This is a genomic window from Streptomyces ureilyticus (assembly GCF_011045025.1).
Classification (GTDB): domain Bacteria; phylum Actinomycetota; class Actinomycetes; order Streptomycetales; family Streptomycetaceae; genus Streptomyces; species Streptomyces ureilyticus.
The window spans coordinates 24,454-42,761 of sequence record NZ_JAAKZX010000071.1 but is presented as its reverse complement, the minus strand read 5'-3'; the positions used below and the strand labels follow the sequence as shown (position 1 = coordinate 42,761).

At 66.0% G+C, this 18,308-nt stretch carries 13 protein-coding genes; 9 read left to right on the top strand and 4 right to left on the bottom strand.

The features are described from left to right. Window positions 1–106: 106 nt before the first annotated feature. Window positions 107–1,111 carry a 4-hydroxy-3-methylbut-2-enyl diphosphate reductase gene (locus G6048_RS22515; protein ID WP_165341392.1) on the top strand — a complete coding sequence of 335 codons (1,005 nt, stop codon included), beginning with the start codon at window positions 107–109 and terminating at the stop codon, window positions 1,109–1,111. A 54-nt stretch (window positions 1,112–1,165) separates the two neighbouring features. Further along, window positions 1,166–1,912 (top strand): polyphosphate--glucose phosphotransferase, encoded by a 747-nt coding sequence (gene ppgK / locus G6048_RS22510; protein WP_165341391.1) that lies wholly within the window; start codon window positions 1,166–1,168, stop codon window positions 1,910–1,912. Between the two features lie 150 nt (window positions 1,913–2,062). Here ppgK and G6048_RS22505 read toward each other — a convergent pair whose 3' ends face one another. Then, window positions 2,063–2,521 carry a DUF6542 domain-containing protein gene (locus G6048_RS22505; protein WP_206341984.1) on the bottom strand — a complete coding sequence of 153 codons (459 nt, stop codon included), beginning with the start codon at window positions 2,519–2,521 and terminating at the stop codon, window positions 2,063–2,065. Between the two features lie 352 nt (window positions 2,522–2,873). Here G6048_RS22505 and ychF point away from each other — a divergent pair, with 352 nt between their 5' ends. From ychF to G6048_RS22475, 6 genes are all read left to right on the top strand, one after another. Further along, complete coding sequence (ychF, locus tag G6048_RS22500; RefSeq protein WP_165341389.1) at window positions 2,874–3,962, top strand: redox-regulated ATPase YchF; 1,089 nt, start codon at window positions 2,874–2,876, stop codon at window positions 3,960–3,962. A 288-nt stretch (window positions 3,963–4,250) separates the two neighbouring features. Continuing rightward, a complete protein-coding gene (locus tag G6048_RS22495) occupies window positions 4,251–5,996 on the top strand; it encodes a type I restriction-modification system subunit M (protein WP_165341388.1) in 1,746 nt (581 codons plus the stop codon). Next, a complete protein-coding gene (locus tag G6048_RS22490) occupies window positions 5,993–7,288 on the top strand; it encodes a restriction endonuclease subunit S (protein ID WP_165341387.1) in 1,296 nt (431 codons plus the stop codon). The genes G6048_RS22495 and G6048_RS22490 overlap by 4 nt, the downstream gene beginning before the upstream one ends. Next, entirely contained in the window at window positions 7,288–10,860 is a 3,573-nt protein-coding gene (locus tag G6048_RS22485) for a type I restriction endonuclease subunit R (protein WP_235990187.1), read from the top strand. The genes G6048_RS22490 and G6048_RS22485 overlap by 1 nt, the downstream gene beginning before the upstream one ends. Before the next feature lie 3 nt (window positions 10,861–10,863). Continuing rightward, the gene (locus G6048_RS22480) at window positions 10,864–12,144 is read left to right on the top strand and encodes a CHAT domain-containing protein (RefSeq protein ID WP_165341386.1); all 1,281 of its coding nucleotides are present in this window, start codon (window positions 10,864–10,866) and stop codon (window positions 12,142–12,144) included. Then, entirely contained in the window at window positions 12,141–13,169 is a 1,029-nt protein-coding gene (locus tag G6048_RS22475) for a hypothetical protein (RefSeq protein WP_328826671.1), read from the top strand. Before G6048_RS22480 ends, G6048_RS22475 begins: the two co-directional genes overlap by 4 nt. Window positions 13,170–13,381: 212 nt before the next feature. Here G6048_RS22475 and G6048_RS22470 read toward each other — a convergent pair whose 3' ends face one another. From G6048_RS22470 to G6048_RS22460, 3 genes are all read right to left on the bottom strand, one after another. Then, a complete protein-coding gene (locus tag G6048_RS22470) occupies window positions 13,382–13,789 on the bottom strand; it encodes a PIN domain-containing protein (protein WP_165341385.1) in 408 nt (135 codons plus the stop codon). Beyond that, window positions 13,786–14,061 (bottom strand): hypothetical protein, encoded by a 276-nt coding sequence (locus G6048_RS22465; RefSeq protein ID WP_057610003.1) that lies wholly within the window; start codon window positions 14,059–14,061, stop codon window positions 13,786–13,788. Before G6048_RS22465 ends, G6048_RS22470 begins: the two co-directional genes overlap by 4 nt. A gap of 348 nt (window positions 14,062–14,409) precedes the next feature. Continuing rightward, entirely contained in the window at window positions 14,410–15,345 is a 936-nt protein-coding gene (locus tag G6048_RS22460) for a class I SAM-dependent methyltransferase (RefSeq protein WP_165341384.1), read from the bottom strand. Between the two features lie 362 nt (window positions 15,346–15,707). Here G6048_RS22460 and G6048_RS22455 point away from each other — a divergent pair, with 362 nt between their 5' ends. Further along, a complete protein-coding gene (locus G6048_RS22455; RefSeq protein WP_328826667.1) occupies window positions 15,708–18,272 on the top strand; it encodes a protein kinase domain-containing protein in 2,565 nt (854 codons plus the stop codon). Window positions 18,273–18,308 lie beyond the last annotated feature (36 nt).

The following is an 18,308-nucleotide window of genomic DNA, read 5'->3' as shown; positions in this document are numbered from 1 at the left end:
GGCCATGGGGGTGCGCGTTCACGCCCCGGGGGTGGGGACTCTGGCCTTCTGTGCGCTCCCGGCTGTCCACAGTGCGATCTTCGGGGTGCCGGGCGCGGCCCTTACGATGGTTGGCATGACTGCTTCTACTGGCCGCCGTGTCCTGCTTGCCGCCCCCAGGGGCTACTGCGCGGGTGTGGACCGCGCCGTGATCGCCGTCGAGAAGGCCCTGGAGCAGTACGGGGCCCCTATCTATGTCCGCCACGAAATCGTCCACAACAAGTACGTCGTGCAGACCCTGGAGAAGAAGGGTGCGATTTTCGTCGAGCAGACGGCGGAGGTCCCCGAAGGGTCGATCGTCATGTTCTCGGCGCATGGCGTCGCGCCCGTCGTTCATGACGAGGCTGCCGAGGGCAAGCTCGCCACCATTGACGCGACCTGCCCGCTGGTCACGAAGGTCCACAAGGAAGCCGTCCGGTTCGCCCAGGACGATTTCGACATCCTGCTGATCGGTCACGAGGGGCACGAGGAGGTCATCGGTACGTCCGGGGAGGCGCCCGACCACATCACGCTCGTCGACGGTCCGGAGGACGTCGCGAACGTCGAGGTCCGTGACCCCTCCAAGGTTGTCTGGCTCTCCCAGACCACGCTCTCCGTGGACGAGACCATGGAGACGGTCGATGCCCTCAAGGAGAAGTTCCCGCAGCTCATCGCCCCGCCGAGCGATGACATCTGCTACGCCACGCAGAACCGTCAGCTCGCCGTGAAGCAGATGGGCGCCGATTCCGACCTGGTCATCGTGGTCGGCTCGCGCAACTCCTCCAACTCCAAGCGCCTCGTGGAGGTCGCCAAGCTCGCGGGCGCGCGTGAGGCGTACCTCGTGGACTTCGCGGACGAGATCGACGAGGCCTGGCTGGAGGGCGTCACGACGGTCGGCGTCACCTCGGGAGCGTCCGTGCCGGAGGTGCTGGTCGAGCAGGTCCTGGAGTTCCTCGCCGGCCGCGGCTTCGAGGACGTCGAGATCGTCAAGGCCGCCGAGGAATCCATCACCTTCTCGCTGCCCAAGGAACTGCGCCGCGATCTGCGCGCGGAGGCTGCGGACCTGGTGGCGGAGCGCACGGCCGAGAAGTAGCCGGAAGGTACGGCCGGGAAGTGACTGTCAGTCGTACGTCGTAACGTGGTGCCCATGCAGATCTTCGGCGTGGACATCGGTGGATCAGGGATCAAGGGCGCTCCCGTGGACCTGGACCTGGGAGACCTCGCGGCCGAGCGCCACAAGGTGCTCACTCCGCACCCCTCGACCCCCGACGCGGTGGCCGACGGGGTGAAGGAGGTCGTCGGCCACTTCGGCTGGACGGGGCCGGTCGGGGTCACGTTCCCGGGCGTGGTCACCGGCGGTGCCACCATCCGTACGGCCGCCAATGTGGACAAGGGCTGGGTGGACGTCGACGGGCGTGAGTTGTTGAGCGAGCGGCTCGGCGGGCTCCCGGTGACGATCCTGAACGACGCGGATGCGGCGGGCGTGGCCGAGATGCGGTTCGGCGCGGGGCGTGACCGTCAGGGCACGGTCATCGTCCTCACCTTCGGTACGGGCATAGGCAGCGCGCTCTTCGTAGAGGGCGCCCTCGTGCCGAACACGGAGCTGGGCCACCTCGAACTGCACGGCCACGACGCCGAGAAGCACGCCTCCACCAAGGCCAAGGACGACCACGAGCTGAGCTGGGGTGACTGGGCCGGGCGCGTCCAGAAGTATCTCGCGCATGTGGAGATGCTCTTCTCGCCCGAGCTCTTCATCATCGGGGGCGGGGTCAGCCGCAAGTCGCACAAGTTCCTGCCGCTGATCGAGGGCATCAAGGCGGAAATCGTCCCGGCGCAGTTGCAGAACAACGCGGGGATCGTGGGGGCGGCCATGCGGGCGGCCAAGGCGGGGTAGCGGTCGGGGCCCCTCCGGCTCGTACGACGGTGGCGGTCCGGCTTGTACGACGGTGGCGGGTCCGTCTCGTACGACTCTGGAGTGGTTCGTAGGAGATGGCGGGCGGGTCGGGCTGTTGCAGGAGACGGGGTGTCGGACCTCGGACTCGCCTCAGGTCGTGCGGCGTCGCGGCTGAGTCTGGGCCGGGCGTCTCTTCTGGGCCGGAGGCCGCGGGGGCTGGGCTGGCGCTCGGCGCTGTGCAGGCCGCCGGCTCATCATGCGTACCTTGCGGACCGTCACGATGAGGCCGGCGATCAGCGTGCCGCCGTACAACCAGCCCGCGTGCATCGCGAGGGCGGTGAACAGGCCCATCAGCCCGTCCCAGAACCCTCCGTCGCTGTCGGCGATGGGCAGCAGCCCGAAGGCGAACGCGATGGGCACGGCGATCGGCGCGGTGACGAGGTCGGCCCGGCGCACCCAGATCGCGGTCAGCGCGCAGACCGGCAGGAACAGCACCCCGTAGACGAGGAGGGACGACCCGAACAGCAGCCGGTCGAGAAGGGCGAGCGCGAACATCGACGCGAGGCAGAACAGACCGCTGCCGAGTCCGGTGAGCCTCGGGTTCGGCATTCTGCGCACCGCCCGCACCAGCGGGGACACGGGCAGCGGCTCCCGGTAAACGCCGGGCCGGACCTGCTGGGGCGTACGGGCTCCGCCGCGCGCGGCCTGCGGTGGAACGGGCGGGCCGCTTCGCGGTCGTGCGGGAGGCCGGGGCTGGGGCCAGGGCTGGAGGGGACGCGTCCTGTGTTGCTCCACTGGTCCAACTTAGGTCGGTTTATCTGTCGAATGGCTGCCGGGACACGCGTTTTGATCGACCTTGGCCAAGCGTTCGATACGTCGCCGGTCCGGGGCGCCGCACGCCGTAGACTGGTGGATCGGTCCGCCCGGGTCCCCTCCAATCTCAGTTACGGGAAGTCGCAACGTGTCGCTCACGATCGGAATCGTCGGTCTGCCGAATGTCGGCAAGTCGACCCTGTTCAACGCCCTGACCAAGAACGACGTGCTGGCGGCCAACTACCCGTTCGCCACGATCGAGCCGAACGTCGGCGTGGTCGGCGTCCCCGACACCCGGCTGGCGAAGCTGGCCGAGATCTTCGGTTCGCAGAAGGTCCTCCCCGCCACCGTCGACTTCGTCGACATCGCGGGCATCGTGCGCGGCGCGAGCGAGGGCGAGGGGCTGGGGAACAAGTTCCTGGCGAACATCCGTGAGTCCGACGCGATCTGCCAGGTCATCCGTGCCTTCAGGGACGAGGACGTCGTACACGTCGACGGCAAGATCTCGCCGAAGGACGACATCGAGACGATCAACACCGAGCTGATCCTCGCGGACCTGCAGACCATCGAGAAGGTCCTGCCGCGCCTCCAGAAGGAGTCACGGATCAAGAAGGACGTAGCGCCGAAGGTGGCCGCGGTCGAGGCGGCCAAGGAGATCCTGGACGCCGGTCAGACCCTGTTCGCCGCGGGTATCAAGCAGGACTCGGACCAAGAGTCCCTCCTCCACGACCTGCACCTGCTCACCGTCAAGCCGTTCCTGTACGTCTTCAATGTCGACGAGGACGAACTGACCGACGAGACCTTCAAGGCCGAGCAGCGCGCCCTGGTCGCCCCCGGCGAGGCGATCTTCCTGAACGCCAAGCTGGAGGCGGACCTCGCCGAACTCGACGACGAGGACGCCCTGGAGCTCCTCCAGTCCGTCGGCGCCGAGGAACCCGGCCTCGCCACACTCGCCCGAGTCGGCTTCAACACCCTCGGCCTCCAGACCTACCTCACGGCCGGCCCCAAGGAATCCCGCGCCTGGACCATCAAGAAGGGCGCCACGGCCCCCGAGGCCGCCGGAGTCATCCACACCGACTTCCAGAAGGGCTTCATCAAGGCGGAGATCATCTCCTTCGAGGACCTGGTGGAGACGGGTTCGGTCGCCGAGGCGCGCGCCAAGGGGAAGGCGCGGATGGAGGGCAAGGAGTATGTGATGCGGGATGGGGATGTGGTGGAGTTCCGCTTCAACGTGTAGCGGCTGACGTATCACCACGTTACTGATCTGGCAAACATGCAGGTCAGAGAGGGGCCGACTCTTCAGGGTCGGGCCCTTGGTTTTTCCCGTGCTGGGATGGTGCTGGGATAGCTGACCCCTCGTCACCTGTCGTCATCCCTGGTCATCCGTACCGTGCTGGGATTGTGCTGGGACGTGGATGCGGCGCCGGTGCTGGGTTCTGCTCTGGTGAGTGGCCGAACCGTGGGACGGCGACTGCTGGCTCTGGCAAAGTGATCGCCACTGCTAGACGATTCTCGTGAGGAACTTGTGAGCGCGCTCGGTAGCTTCATCTGGTCTATCGCTGACCAACTTCGGGGCCCCTATCGCCCCAACCAGTACGGGACAGTGGTCCTCCCGTTCACGATCCTGCGGCGACTCGACTGCATCCTTGAGCCCGATCAGGCGACGGTGCGAGAGCTGGCAGCGAAGTTCGAGAACCCGAACCGGCTCAAGGTCGAGGTTAAGAAGGCCACGGGCCGGACCTTCTACAACACCTCCAACTACTCGTTCGCGAACTTGCTGGCCGACGCGGACGGGCTGGCGGACAACCTGGCCGACTACATCGACCGGTTCTCCGGCGACGTGGACGTGTTCGAGTACTTCGACTTCAAGAAGGAGATCCTGGCTCTGGAGAAAGCCGGGCTCCTACGCGAGATCGTCAAGTCCTTCGGCAAGGTCGACCTCCACCCTGATGTGGTGTCGAACTCCGACATGGGCGACGCCTTCGAATACATCATCCGCAAATTCAACGAGGCAGCGAACGAGACCTCCGGCGACCACTACACGCCGCGCGACGCGATCCGGCTGCTGGTCGACCTGCTCTTCGCGGAGAAGGACGTCGACCTCACCGAGGGCGGCATCATCCGATCGCTGTACGACCCCACCGCCGGCACAGGCGGCATGCTCTCCCTGGCCGAGGAGCACCTGCTCGCCGAGAATCCCGGCGCGAAGCTCGGCCTGTACGGCCAGGAGTACAACCCGCAGTCGTACGCCATCTGCAAGTCCGACCTGCTCGCCAAGGGCCACTACGCGACCAACATCGCCTTCGGTAACACGCTCACTGACGACGCCTTCAAGGGCCGCCAGTTCGACTACTGCATGTCCAACCCGCCCTACGGCGTGGACTGGAAGCAGTACGCCAAGGCGGTCAAGGAGGAGCGAGACTCCGCCGGCCCCTACGGCCGCTTCGCGCCGGGCCTCCCCGCGACTTCCGACGGGCAGATGCTCTTCCTGCTTCACCTAGCCCACAAGATGCGCGCACCCGAGGACGGCGGCGGCCGCGTCGGCATCGTCATGAACGGCTCTCCGCTCTTCAACGGCGGAGCTGAATCCGGCCCTTCCAACATCCGCCGGTGGCTGCTGGAGAACGACCTGGTCGAGGCGATCGTGGCCCTGCCGACCAACATGTTCTTCAACACCGGCATCGCCACCTACATCTGGATTCTGGACAACACCAAGCACGCCGACCGCCAGGGCAAGGTGCAGCTGATCGACGGCACGTCGTTCTGGACCAAGATGCGCAAGAACCTCGGTGCCAAGGGACGCGAGATCAGTGACGCTGACCGCGCCGAGGTCCTGCGGCTGTACGACGACTTCGAGGACGCCGATCCCGAGCTCTCCAAGGTGCTGCGCAACGACGAGTTCGGCTACTGGACGGTCACCGTCGAGCGCCCCCTGCTGGACGAGGGCGGGAACCCTGTCGTCAACCGCAAGGGCGAACCGAAGTCCGATTCGAAGAAGCGCGACACGGAGAACGTGCCCTTCACTTACGGCGGCTCGACCGCCGGTGCGGCGGCGGAGCGCGAAGTCATCCAGGCGTACTTCGATGCGGAGGTGAAGCCGCACGTTCCCGACGCTTGGATCGACTGGGCCAAGACCAAGACGGGTTACGAGATCCCCTTCACGCGGCACTTTTACAAGTACGTTCCGCCTCGTCCGCTCGCGGAGATCGACGCCGATCTGGAGAAGCAGGTTGCCAAGATCCTCGATCTGCTGCGGGAGGTTGAGGGATGACACAAGCCCAGTTTGATCTTGAGCAGGCTTGGGCTGGCAGCGTCCCATCCCGCTGGCGCTGGAGCAGAAACAAAGAACTCCTGGCAGAGTCGTTGTCTGTTTCGCCCGAAGGCACAGAAGAACTTCTCAGCGTGTCGCATCTGACCGGGATCACCCCGAGGTCAGAGAAGAACGTGACGATGACTACAGCGGAGAGCCTCGATGGCTACCGCCTCGTGGACGCGGGCGATCTCGTCATCAACACGATGTGGGCGTGGATGGGGGCGCTCGGCGTCTCGAAGCAGGCTGGCATCGTGAGCCCCGCGTACGGTGTGTACAGGCCGCGTCCGCACGCACCCTTCTATCCTGGGTTTTACGACTACCTCTACCGATCGACCCCGTACGTGATGGAGATGACTCGCCTCTCCCGCGGCATCTGGTCGTCGCGCCTTCGGATCTACCCCGACGTCTTCCTCAGCATGGCGATCCCAGTGCCGCCGCTGGAAGAACAGAGGGCCATCGCCGACTACCTCGATCGTGAGACGGCCCGCATCGACACGTTCATTGAGGAGCAACAGCGGCTGATCGAGATGCTCCGCGAGCGGCGGTTTGCGCTCCGTGTCAGCGTCGCCTTGCATGGAACGGCTCAGACCGAAGAAGTCGAGAGCCCTCTTCCCTGGGCAACGAAACTGCCAGCACACTGGCGCGTTGTCCCGCTCACCTCAGTCGCTGAACTTGAAAGCGGACATACACCGAGCCGCTCGCGCGAGGACTGGTGGCAGGACTGTTATATCCCGTGGGTAAGCCTCCACGATGTTGGGATGATGCGGGGCGTCAAGTACCTGCACGACACGGCTCAGCGCATCAGTGATGCCGGGATCGCCAACAGCTCCGCCCGCCTTCTCCCGGCACGGACTGTCGTCCTCTCCCGAGACGCGACTGTCGGGCGTACGGCGATCATGGGTGTTCCGATGGCGACGTCGCAACACTTCGCGGCATGGGTATGCGGACCAGATCTGGACCCGGAGTACCTCTGGGTCTTGTTTGAAGATGCGATGCAACCCTTCTTCGACTCGTTCCAGAACGGATCAACCATCCGAACCATCGGTATGGGAGATCTCAAAGCCTTCCGCATCCCGCTTCCACCGCTCGACGAGCAGCGCCGTATCGTCGAATACCTGGACGAGGAGACCTCGAAAATCGACATGCTCATCGAAGAGGCCGCACGGTTCATCGAACTCTCAAAGGAACGCCGATCGGCACTGATCACGGCGGCCGTGACAGGACAGATCGACGTACGAGAGACGGCGTGATGGCCGACCACAATGAGGCCGTCTTCGAGAAGGAGATCTGCGAGTACCTCGAGGCGCGCGGCTGGCTGTACTCGGTGAACGACCACGACGGCGGCGAGTACGACCGTGAGCGGGCGTTGTTCCCGTCGGATCTGTTCGAGTGGCTGAAGGACACGCAGAAACCGGCGTACGAGAAGGCGCTGAAGGCAGCGGGGTCACAGGCGAAGTTCCTCGACGTGCTGACCGCGGCGCTGGACAAGCCGCTGGAGCACGGCGGTGGGACGCTGAATATTCTCCGCAACGGGGTGCAGTACATCGGTGGCGGCCGGTTGAAGATGGCCCAGTTCCGCCCCGAAACCTCGCTCAACGCGACCACCGTGTCGCATTACGAGTCGATGCGGGTGCGGGTGGTGCGCCAGGTGCACTTCTCGACCGCCGACCAGCGCACCATCGATCTGGTGTTCTTCGTCAACGGGCTCCCAGTGGCCACGGTGGAGCTGAAGACCGACTTCACCCAGTCGCTGGACGAGGCGATCAACCAGTACAAGCACGACCGCAACCCGCTGACGAACGGGCGCCCGGAGCCGCTGCTGTCGTTCGGTCACCGGGCGCTGGTGCACTTCGCGGTCTCCAACGGCCTAGCGGCCATGACCACGAAGCTGGAGGGGGACAAGACCCACTTCCTGCCGTTCAACATCGGCTTCGAAAGTGGTGCCGGCAACCCGCCTGGCGTGGACGACGGGTCGGCGACGGCGTACCTATGGGAACGCGTCTGGGAGAAGCACGCGTGGCTGAACGTCATCGGGCGGCTGATGATCGTGCAGACCAAGGAGGAGTGGGACGTCACCACCGGCACCTCGGTGCGGCGTACGAGCATGCTCTTCCCGCGCTTCCACCAGTGGGAGGCCGTTACGAGCATCGTCGCCGCAGTGAAGGAGGAGGGTGTCGGACACCGGTACTTGATCGAGCACTCGGCCGGGTCAGGAAAGACGAACACCATCGCCTGGACCGCCCACGGGCTGGCCCGACTGCATGATGCCGACGACAAGAAGGTCTTCGACTCCGTCATCGTGGTCGTGGACCGTACCGTGCTCGACTCCCAGCTGCAGGATGCGATCCGGCAGATCGACGGGAACAAGAAGATTGTCGCGACGATCAGTCCCGAGGACGTCCGCAAGGCCGGCGCGAAGTCGAAGTCGGGTCTGCTGGCGCAGGCGTTGAAGAGCGGCGAGCTCATCATCGCGGTGACAGTGCAGACCTTCCCGCACGCGCTGGAAGAGATCCGGACCGACGCCAGCCTGAAGGGCAAGCGATTCGCCGTGATCGCTGATGAGGCGCATTCCTCTCAGTCGGGGCAGATCTCCTCGAAGCTGAAGCAGGTACTGACGGCCGAGGAGCTCAAGGAGATCGAGGAGGGCGGGGATGTCGATGTGGAGTCGGTGCTGGCCTCGGAGATGACCGAGCGGGCCGAATCGGAGAACATCTCCTACTTTGCGTTCACCGCGACGCCGAAGAACAAGACCCTCGAACTATTCGGCCGCAAGGGCCCCGACGGCAAGCCGGGCGAGTTCCACCTGTACTCGATGAAGCAGGCGATCGAGGAGGGATACATCCTCGACGTCCTCAAGGGCTACCAGTCCTACGACACCGCGTTGCAGATCGCCGGCAAGGCCGAGGCCGGTGACGGAGGCGAGGTCGAGGAGGCCGCCGCCCGCAAGGGGCTGATGAGGTGGGTTCAGCTCCACCCGACGAACGTCAGCCAGAAGGTGCAGATCGTCGTCGAGCACTTCCACGCCAACGTCGCCTACCTCCTCGAAGGCAAGGCGAAGGCCATGGTGGTGACCGACTCCCGCAAGTCCGCGGTGAAGTACAAGCTGGCGATAGACGCCTACATCGCTAAGCGCCGCGCCGAGGACGCCTCGTACAACTACCGCACCCTGGTCGCCTTTTCGGGCGGGGTGACGATGCCCGAGGACGAGACCTGGCACAGCGACTGGGGTCCGCAGCCGTCGAAGGATGACGAGTTCACCGAGGCCAATATGAACCCCGGCGCCGGGGCTGATCTGGCGGCTGCGTTCAAGGGCGACACGTACAAGATCATGCTGGTCGCCAACAAGTTCCAGACTGGCTTTGACCAGCCCTTGCTTTCGGCGATGTACGTCGACAAGAAGCTGTCGGGCGTCACCGCGGTGCAGACGCTTTCGCGCCTCAACCGCACCCACCGCACCGCTGGTGGGGAGCAGAAGCGCAAGACGTTCGTCATCGACTTCGCCAACAAGCCCGAGGACATCAGGACGGCCTTCGAGCCGTACTTCAAGAACGCGACTCTGGAGACTGAGACCGACCCGTATGTCGTCGTCCACCTGGCCAACAAGCTTGCCCAGGCCGGGATCTACACCGAGGACGACGTCCGGAAGGTCGCCGCACTGTGGGTGACACGGAAGGGCAACAACGCTCTCTCGGCAGCGATCAGCCCGGCGCAGCACGACTTCCGCCGCCGCTACGCGCGGGCGATCGAGGAGGAAGACAAGGTAAAGCTCCAGGAGCTCGATCTGTTCCGAAAGGACGTCTCCACCTACGTACGGCTCTACGACTTCATGTCCCAGATCGTCGACTATGGCGATCCCTACATGGAGATGCTCTCGATCTTCCTGCGCCTGCTGGAGAAGGTGATTGCCGAGTCCGCTTGGGCAGCCGACGTGGACCTCTCTGACGTGGTGCTAGTCGGGGTCAAGCACAACAAGGCGATCCCCGTCGACATCTCACTCGTGGGCGACGGACAGCTGAAGGGCATCAGCGCCGCCGGTACGGGTGAGAAGAAGGATCCGAAGTACGTCGCGCTTCAGGTCGTCATAGACAAGATGAACGACCTCTTCGGCGCCGAAACGTTCGCTGCCTCCCAGATCAGGGAGTTCGTACAGGGCCTCGTGCAGCTGCTGCTCGCCGACCCGAACTTGGTCCAGCAGACCAAGGTGAATTCCAAGAAGCAGTTCCTGGAGTCACAGGACTTCCAAGCGGCAGTCACGGAGGCAGTCGCAGACAACCAGGACGCCCACAACACGATGGCTGACTACTTCTTCACCGACGGGCCGGCCATCAACGCGATCATCGTGGCCCTCGCGGATGCCTTCTACGAAGCAGCGGTCGAGTCCTATGCAGCCGCCGGTAGCGTGGTTGCGATTGACGTGCCACCTCCGGCGCTTTCGGCACCGCCACGCTGCCGAGCGCATCTGACGCTCTTGGACGACAACCCCAGTGTGGGGACTCCAGTACACGTGACACTGAAGCTGGTCGCTGAGTCCCAGCACCCCTGGGCCCGCCCGGGTGAGCGGCCCGCGCTGGACATCGTGGCCGTGCCGTTGAGCGGCGCGGAGGTTGCACCAGCCACGATGGCGTACCACCCTGGAGACGCCGAATCCGAGCAGTTCCGCTTCACGGCCCTGGAGCCCGGTACACACCGGATCCGGTTCACCCTGGTGCATCAGGACACAGGCACCGTCTTGCAGCAGGTGGAGGCCGACCTGCCCATCATGGAGACGAAGCCCAGCGGCTCGGGGATTAGACAGCCGCGGCCACGCACGGGGAGGGCCTGACTGATGCCCCGTGAATTGACCACCCGCATTGTTCAGGACCCCAGCGACGGCTTCCGCTTCTTGCCGCACCTGACGACGGAGGCTCCCGACCTTCGCGTCAGCTTCGACGTCCTCGGTGGAGGTCGGATCCGGGCGCGGATGTCAGGATCGGCCGTTCCGGCACTCCACGGCACCGAGCATAAGGTTGACCTGCATGCCCGGCCCGATGAGGTCCATGGGGCGGCGGCCCGGCTCCGTGCCCGATGGAAATCGGAGTTCGTTGATTTCCAGCCGGTCGACGACCTGGGTCGGTCTCTACAGGGTCGACGGCGCCCGTACGCAACGTCCGCAGACCTCAGTGCCGAACCTGAGGAGGAGCTGCGCCAGATAGTGGCCGATCTGGCTCGCAGCGGGGAATCACTGCTCTTTGGCACTCTGCTGCGTGGTGACGACGAACCGACCAAGATGTTCCGTACCTCCCTGCGTTCGGCCTTGTCCCAGGAGGGGCTGCGGGTACGGTTCGACTCTGATCTACATCTGCCCTGGCCAATGCTGTGCACAACCGAAGATTTCACCGTGCCTGCAACCTTGGAGGTTCTCTTCACTCGTTTCCTCGGCCATCGGCACCAGATCGAGCACACCGGTGATGCCTACGCGTGGATCGGTCCGCCCGGAGCAGCCCACGAGCGGCCCTCGGTCAGTCTGAACCACGACGTCCGCGTGGGCAGCGCGACCCGTGCGGATGAAGTCGCGAAGGCACTGGCGGCGGGCACGGAGTACACCGTGCGAACGACCTATGAGGAACTAGTCCGCGATCTGGGGAAGCCCGAGCTGGACGAGCAGTTGATGTACTTCTGGTGCCACGGAGAGTTCGTCGGCAACGTTCCCGAACCCCCGACCCTGGTCATCAGGCTCGCTGACGGCACCCCCTTCGACGGCTACACCGTACGTGAGCTAAGGGCAAACTACCGGCACGGTTGTTTCCGACCGTTTGTCCTACTAAACGCCTGCCACACTGGAGTCTCCGCGGCGAGTGCGGACCGAGCGTTCCTTGGGAGCATGCTCATCGAGCACGGCGCGCAGGGCGTGCTCGGGCCGCAGATCGCGATGCCGCAGGCGTTTGCCGCCGAGTACGCGCTCGAGTTCGTCACCCGCTACTTGCGCGGGGCGGCGAGCGCTGGCCAGATCACTCATGAGTTGGCCCGGGACTTCGCCGCCCGATACCGGAATCCCCTGGGGTTCGCCTACGGTCTGCACTGCGGCATGGATGCTCGCCTGGATCGGACAAGTGGAGGCGAGGCGTGAGCCGTGTCGGCACGGTGGAGGTCGTTGACCTGGATGCGACGGGCTGGCTGCTCGACGCTGACACGGGTGAGCCTGTACCCGAGGCCTGGCTGCGCCATTACTTCGAGGAGCGTCTCGCCCCGCCTGTCTGGGCGACGGACATACTCGTCTATGTCCACGGTTGGCAGACCTCACCCGACTCCGCCTACCGCACCGCCGAGCGACTGTTGGCTCTGATGCACGGCGTTCTTGTGGCAGCCCCGGCCCGGTATCCGACCCTAGCGGCCAAGGGCTTCAGCCCATGGTGTGTCGTCGTGCGCTGGCCATCCTCCAGCCTGGTCACCCCCACCGGCTACCGCAGGATCCGGGACCGGGCGCACGCGATGGGCGCACGCGACGGAGGAGGCCACGCCGCCCACATCCTGGGCCGGCTCCTCGGCTATCTGGACGCCGAGCGCGCCGACCCTGGAGCAGCGCCTGTGCTCGCCAACCGAGACGGTCAGTACCTCCACCTCGTCGGGCACTCATTCGGCTGTCGCTTCCTGTGCGAGGCGGTCCAATGGTCGGCAGACGCCCGCCTCGATGACACACTCGGCTGGAGCGTGACGGACCACTCGCCATCCCGCCCGTTCACCGCCGACAGCATGCTGCTATTCCAGATGGCCGCACGCCGGGACGCGTTCCTCTCGCTCTTTCCGAACATCCTGCCGAGCGAGGCGCATGACGGCGCTCCGCTGAGGGGGCCTGTCGTCGCCACTTACTCCCGTCACGACCGGGCGACAGGGTTCTGGCACCTGCGGGCCGAGCAGCAACCCGGCATCGGGCACTCCGGAATTGGTCCGGCCCCCGCGCCCATGTTCACCACAACCCTGTTGCCACTCGACGAGCGGTATCCGCACTCCGCGCTCGACCACCGTTTCGTCAACGTCGACGCCTCCGACGTGTATGTTCGCGGGCGCCACCTCAATCCGGCAGGTGCCCATTCCGATCACGTGCGCGCTGAGTCGGCACACCTGCTACTCACCCTCGCGGACTACTCGCGCTGAGGAGACGGTCCAAGGTCCCCAACGCCAGAGGACTGCACCCTCGCGCAACTCGTGTACGCCGCCACCGCTCATCCGCTATGTCTCGCGCAGCCGACCGTGGCACCGCTCACTCAACCTTGCCCCTCCCGGGCCCTTCAAAATGACTCCACGGGGTTCGTTGGGCCCAGCGCGGGGTCGGCGAGACAGCAATGCAAGCTGAGTGAACGCCAAGGTCAGACATCCTTGATCTGTACTCCGTCGCCGCACAGTTTCGACCAGTCGTCGCGGTCCGAGGTCATTACGAGGACAGGTGCCGGGGAGCGGAGCGCCATCGCGGCTACGAGGGCGTCGATGGCGTACTTGTGGCCGTGCAGGCCGCCGGCGTCGCTCAGGAGCTGCACCGCAGTGAAACTGTCCGCCTGGGTGACGTCTTGGACTTGAAGGCGGGAGAGCACCCAGCGCAGCCGGGCGGTATCTGTCTTCCCGTAGACGGCCTCCACCACGGTCAGGGCCGATACGAGGACGGGCACGCCCACGCGCCGAGCGGCCTCGATCCGGGTGATCATCTGGCGGTCGTTGCGCAACAGCAGCGACAGCGCCTGGGAGTCGAGCACCAGGGACCTGGCCGCGGGCTCCTTCATGCGGCGCTGTCGTTCGACGCGTAGGGCGCCGGAGCGTCACCGAACAGTTCGCTCTGCGCGGCCTGGATCTCGGCCTCGCTCAGCGGCTCGTGCTCGGCTTCGTAGGCGGCCACGATCTCGGCGAGGCCATCCATGGCGAGCTGATGCCGGACCGCTGCCGTCACATACGCGGACACGCCGCGCTTGCCGGTACGTGTGCGCAGAGCACCGAGAAGTTCCGAGGGCATCGAGACGGAGATGTTCTCCGTGCCGCCGGGGCGGGGTGGCTTCATGGCCGCAAGTCTAGTACAGAAACTATTACAGCGTCTTGAGCGCTGCGCGGCCTGTATCCGGGCGGGCGTTGACGCGTATCTTGACGCTTCTGGATCTTCTTGTACTTTGCAGTGAATCCCGTGCTGGGATGGTGCTGGGATGCGCCCGCATAACCGCAGGTCAGAGTAGTTGTGGTGGAGTTCCGTTTCAACGTCTAGTTTCGTGCCGAAGTCGCCCCTTGGTCTGCATTTGGGCAGGTCAAGGGGCAATTCGCTGCCCGGACCCTGCGTGCCCGGCCCCGGCCGCCGCGTAACCGGCCGGCGACGGCCGGGACCGCGTGCTGCTCGGAAGTCACACGGCGACCCTCGTCAGCCCGAGGCGTCCTGGCTCTTCGCGCTCGCGCGCAGATAGCCCGAGTTTGCCACCTGACCGAGGAAGGTCAGCCGGGTGTCCGTGGCCATGTGCTTGTCGTAGGCCTCTTTGATGCCGGGCCACTTGGGGTGCCCGAAGTCGTCGAGTACGACGATGCCTCCGGGCGCGACGATCTGCTCGGCCCACGCCAGATCAGCGAGGACGCCGGGGGCGGAGTGGTCGCCGTCGATGATGATCACTCCGTAGGAGCGGTCGGAGAGCAGGGCGCGCACCTCGGGGTCCTCGGAGAAGCCCTGCTGGATGCGGGCTGCGGCTCCGGCCGTGCCCGCCAGAGCCAGGTTGGTGCGCACCGCGGGCCCGCGCACGGGTGTGCCCGTGGGGTCGCCTCGCTCGGTGGTGCCGGGCTGGAGCTGCAGGCCGGCGAGCGGGTCGACGATCGTCAGGCTCGGGTCGCGGCCCGCGCGCTCCATCATCCGGATCAGGGCCGCGCCGAACATTCCGTACAGGGTGCCGATCTCCAGGATCTCGTCGTTCGGCGGGTCGAGCAGCGGTACGGCGGCGAGCTTGCCGCAGATGTTCATGGTGCCGCCGGCGATCCGGCCGACTCCGAGCGCCTCCAGGGCGATGAGCAACCGGAACGCCTGGGCGATATTGCGCTCCGCGCCGTCGCTGTCCCCGGTCATCAGCGCCAACTCGTCGATGGCGCGCTTGAGATGGACCTCGGCGGGGAGTCGCGACACTCCGCGCCCTGTTGAGTTGAACAGCAGCTCGAGGGGCTGTTGGCGCCGACGCAGTGCCGCCAGCTCGCGCTGCAGTTCCCCGTCGGTGTCCCTGATGGCGCGGCGGATCCGGCGGTCGATGCGCTGATCGATGAGGTCGGCGATCGGACGCAGAGTGCGCCTGGCGGCCCTGGTGGTGAGTAACCCTCGCATGGCTCTGCATCCCTCACAGGTAGGGGAGAAGTACCGCGTACATGTGGGGGGACAGAAGGTGTGCACGCCTTCCCCGTACGTCGGTGGAGACGGGCGGCACAGTGGGAGCGCTTGCAGGACAGTAGAACGTAAAACGTCCGCAGATCAAGCACAGCGAACAACGGCGTCCAGGCCAGGAAAAGCGGGAATGATCCTCGGGCTACAAGAGGGTTACCGCATCACGTCGGCAGGGTGGAATCCCCGTCCAGGGCGGCGATTTCTTGAGCACGGCGTGAGCAGGCCGGTGGCCGAGCAGATCACTGCGGCGCAGCGCGAGACGATGGGCCGGGTCGTGCTGCCACGCCGGTCGCGGGGTCGCACTCGTGCGTGCGTACAGGTGTACTGAGTGGGTACGAACACGCATATACAGGGCTCTGATTGGCCATCGCGCCCACGCTCGCACGAGTTCGCGCACGTGGGGGCCAGGGGGTGGCGCTCGCTCTGTTGACGTTGCGGATTTTCCGCACAGGGGGACGGGGGACGTCGTGCGGGGACGGCTGGTGAGTGGGCGGTATCGGCTTCTGGAGAGGCTGGGCGCGGGTGGCATGGGGGAGGTCTGGCGGGCCCGGGACGAGGACTTGGGCCGGGAGGTCGCCCTCAAGGTCTTCTCTCCGCCGGAGGACAGCGACGCCGAGGAACGCGCGGAGCTGCTCGGCCGTTTTCGACGGGAGGCGCGCGCCGCGGCGGGGCTGGACAGCCCCCACATCGTTACCGTCCACGACCACGGTACGGACGGGGACACCCCATACCTGATCATGGAACTGGTTGTCGGCCGTTCCCTGGAACAGGTGCTGCGTGCCGAGGGCCGGGTTCCGTTGCGGCAGGCCCTCGACTGGGCCGGACAGATCTGTCGTGCTCTGGCCCTCGCACACGCGGCGGGAATCGTCCACCGCGACATCAAGCCCGCCAATGTCATGGTGCGTGCCGACGGCACGGCTGTCGTCCTCGACTTCGGCATAGCGGGATTGCTGGAGGCCGCAGAGGCGGTGTCCGGGTCGGCCCGGCTGACCCGGCCGGGCCAGCTGCCCGTGGGCAGCGTGCTGTACATGGCCCCGGAGCGGTTCCGGCAGGAGCCCAGCGACGGGCGCACCGACCTGTACGGCCTGGGCTGCGTGCTGTACGAACTCCTGGTCGGCAGGCCCCCGTTCACCGGCCCGGCCGCCGGGGTGATGTACAACCACCTGCACGACCAGCCACTGCTCCCCAGCCGGGCCCGCGCCGAACTGTCCACCACTGTCGACACGCTGATCCTGGACCTGATGGCCAAGGAGCCGGACCAGCGCCCCGGCGACGCGCAGCAGGCGCGGGTGCGTATCGAGGCCCTGCGCGCCGCACAGGACGTGCACGAGGAGTCCGTGCCGGAGTCGCAGTCCCCGCCCGCATCCGCTCCGGATCCAAATCCGCAGCGCGGCACCGGACAGACTCCGGCGTCGGTCGGGCCCTCCCGGCCCGCGACCCTCTCCACGCTCGCCGCGGAAGCTGCCACGGAGCCGAAGCCCCTCGGCCCGCAGCCGCAGCCGGAGCGAGAGGCGGGAACGGAACCTAGCGCCCGGAGGGAAACGACCCCGGCATCCGCAAAGCTCGTGGCGGCGGGCCTCGGAATGGCCCTGTTGATCTCCCTGGGCGCGGTGGCTGTGCGCACCGATTACTTCAGCTCGGGCTCCCAGAGTGCGCCCCCAAAGCCGGCCGAAGAGGTCCGGGAGCCGAGCGTGGAGGGCACAGAGCCGACCGCGGAGGGCATAGAGCCGACCGCGGAGGGCGCAGAGCCGACTGAAGAGGCTGTGGCACCTGTCCCGAAGGCTCCGGACCGATACCTCATCGCCCTCGTCGGCGACGCGAAGGCAATGAACCCCATGGTCAAGGTCGTTGAGAACGTACTCGCATCGAGGAAGAAATCGTTCCGCATCGATAAACCGGTCAAGGTGGTTGCCATCGAACCCGGCACCGGAAAATGGGACGAGGTGGAGGAGGATCCCGGCCTGATCGCGGTGATCGGAGACACGTACGCCGAGAAGCCACCGGGGGCACGGCTGCTCCCCGATTCGGTCAATCACCTCATCGCATTCGACACCTGCGGCTTTCGCGATGGCTCCACCGACTATGCGGCTGGCCGTAGCTCCTCGCTGGCCTGGCCCGACACCGCTCCGTTCCCGCTCCACGCGTCGGAGTCGGCACTCGCCAAGGCACTCGCGTCCTACCTCGGAGACGTCCGTACCGTTCGGTCCGTGGCGCTCATGATCATGAACAAGGCCAGCACGTTCGGGCCGGAACTCCGCTCTGCCCTCCAGGAGAAAGGTGTGCGAGTCGCCGTTACTCATATGACGGAGTTCTACGAGGATGCCGACGCGAATATCGGCCGCATCAAGAACTCCGGTGCGGAAGCCCTGTTGTTCGAGACCTTCGACTACGACAAGGTCAGATTCGGCGAGCCCGCCGCCCAGTGGCGGCTTGCGGCGGAGTTCGACGGGCCGGTTCTCGTCCCCGACCTGCCGGAGATCTCCTGCGGACAGACCGATAAGAAACGGGCACCCGGCCCGACGGGGCTGCTGCGCTACCGCACCGTCTCCGACGACGGTTCCGCATACGCGGCCTCGCTCCCCGCGCAACGGGGAGCGGCGGAGATTCACGACGCAGCGGTGGTCCTGGCTGAAGCACTGACCGACCCGGGTATCGAGCGCGGCGCTGGTGGCACCACCGGAAACATCCGCGAACGTCTTGGCGAGGTCATACGGAACAACGACGAAGTGACGGGCCTTCTCGGCCGGTACACCTTTGCCGGCGACCCGTACGCCAAATCCCTCCGTACCAACGCTCCTGCCTGGATCGACCGCTACAACGGCAAGCGGTGGGAAGAACTGGCGACCATCACCCAGCCCAACAGCGGCTGAACTCCATGGCTTCCGCGTACGGGGCCGAGCGGTCCG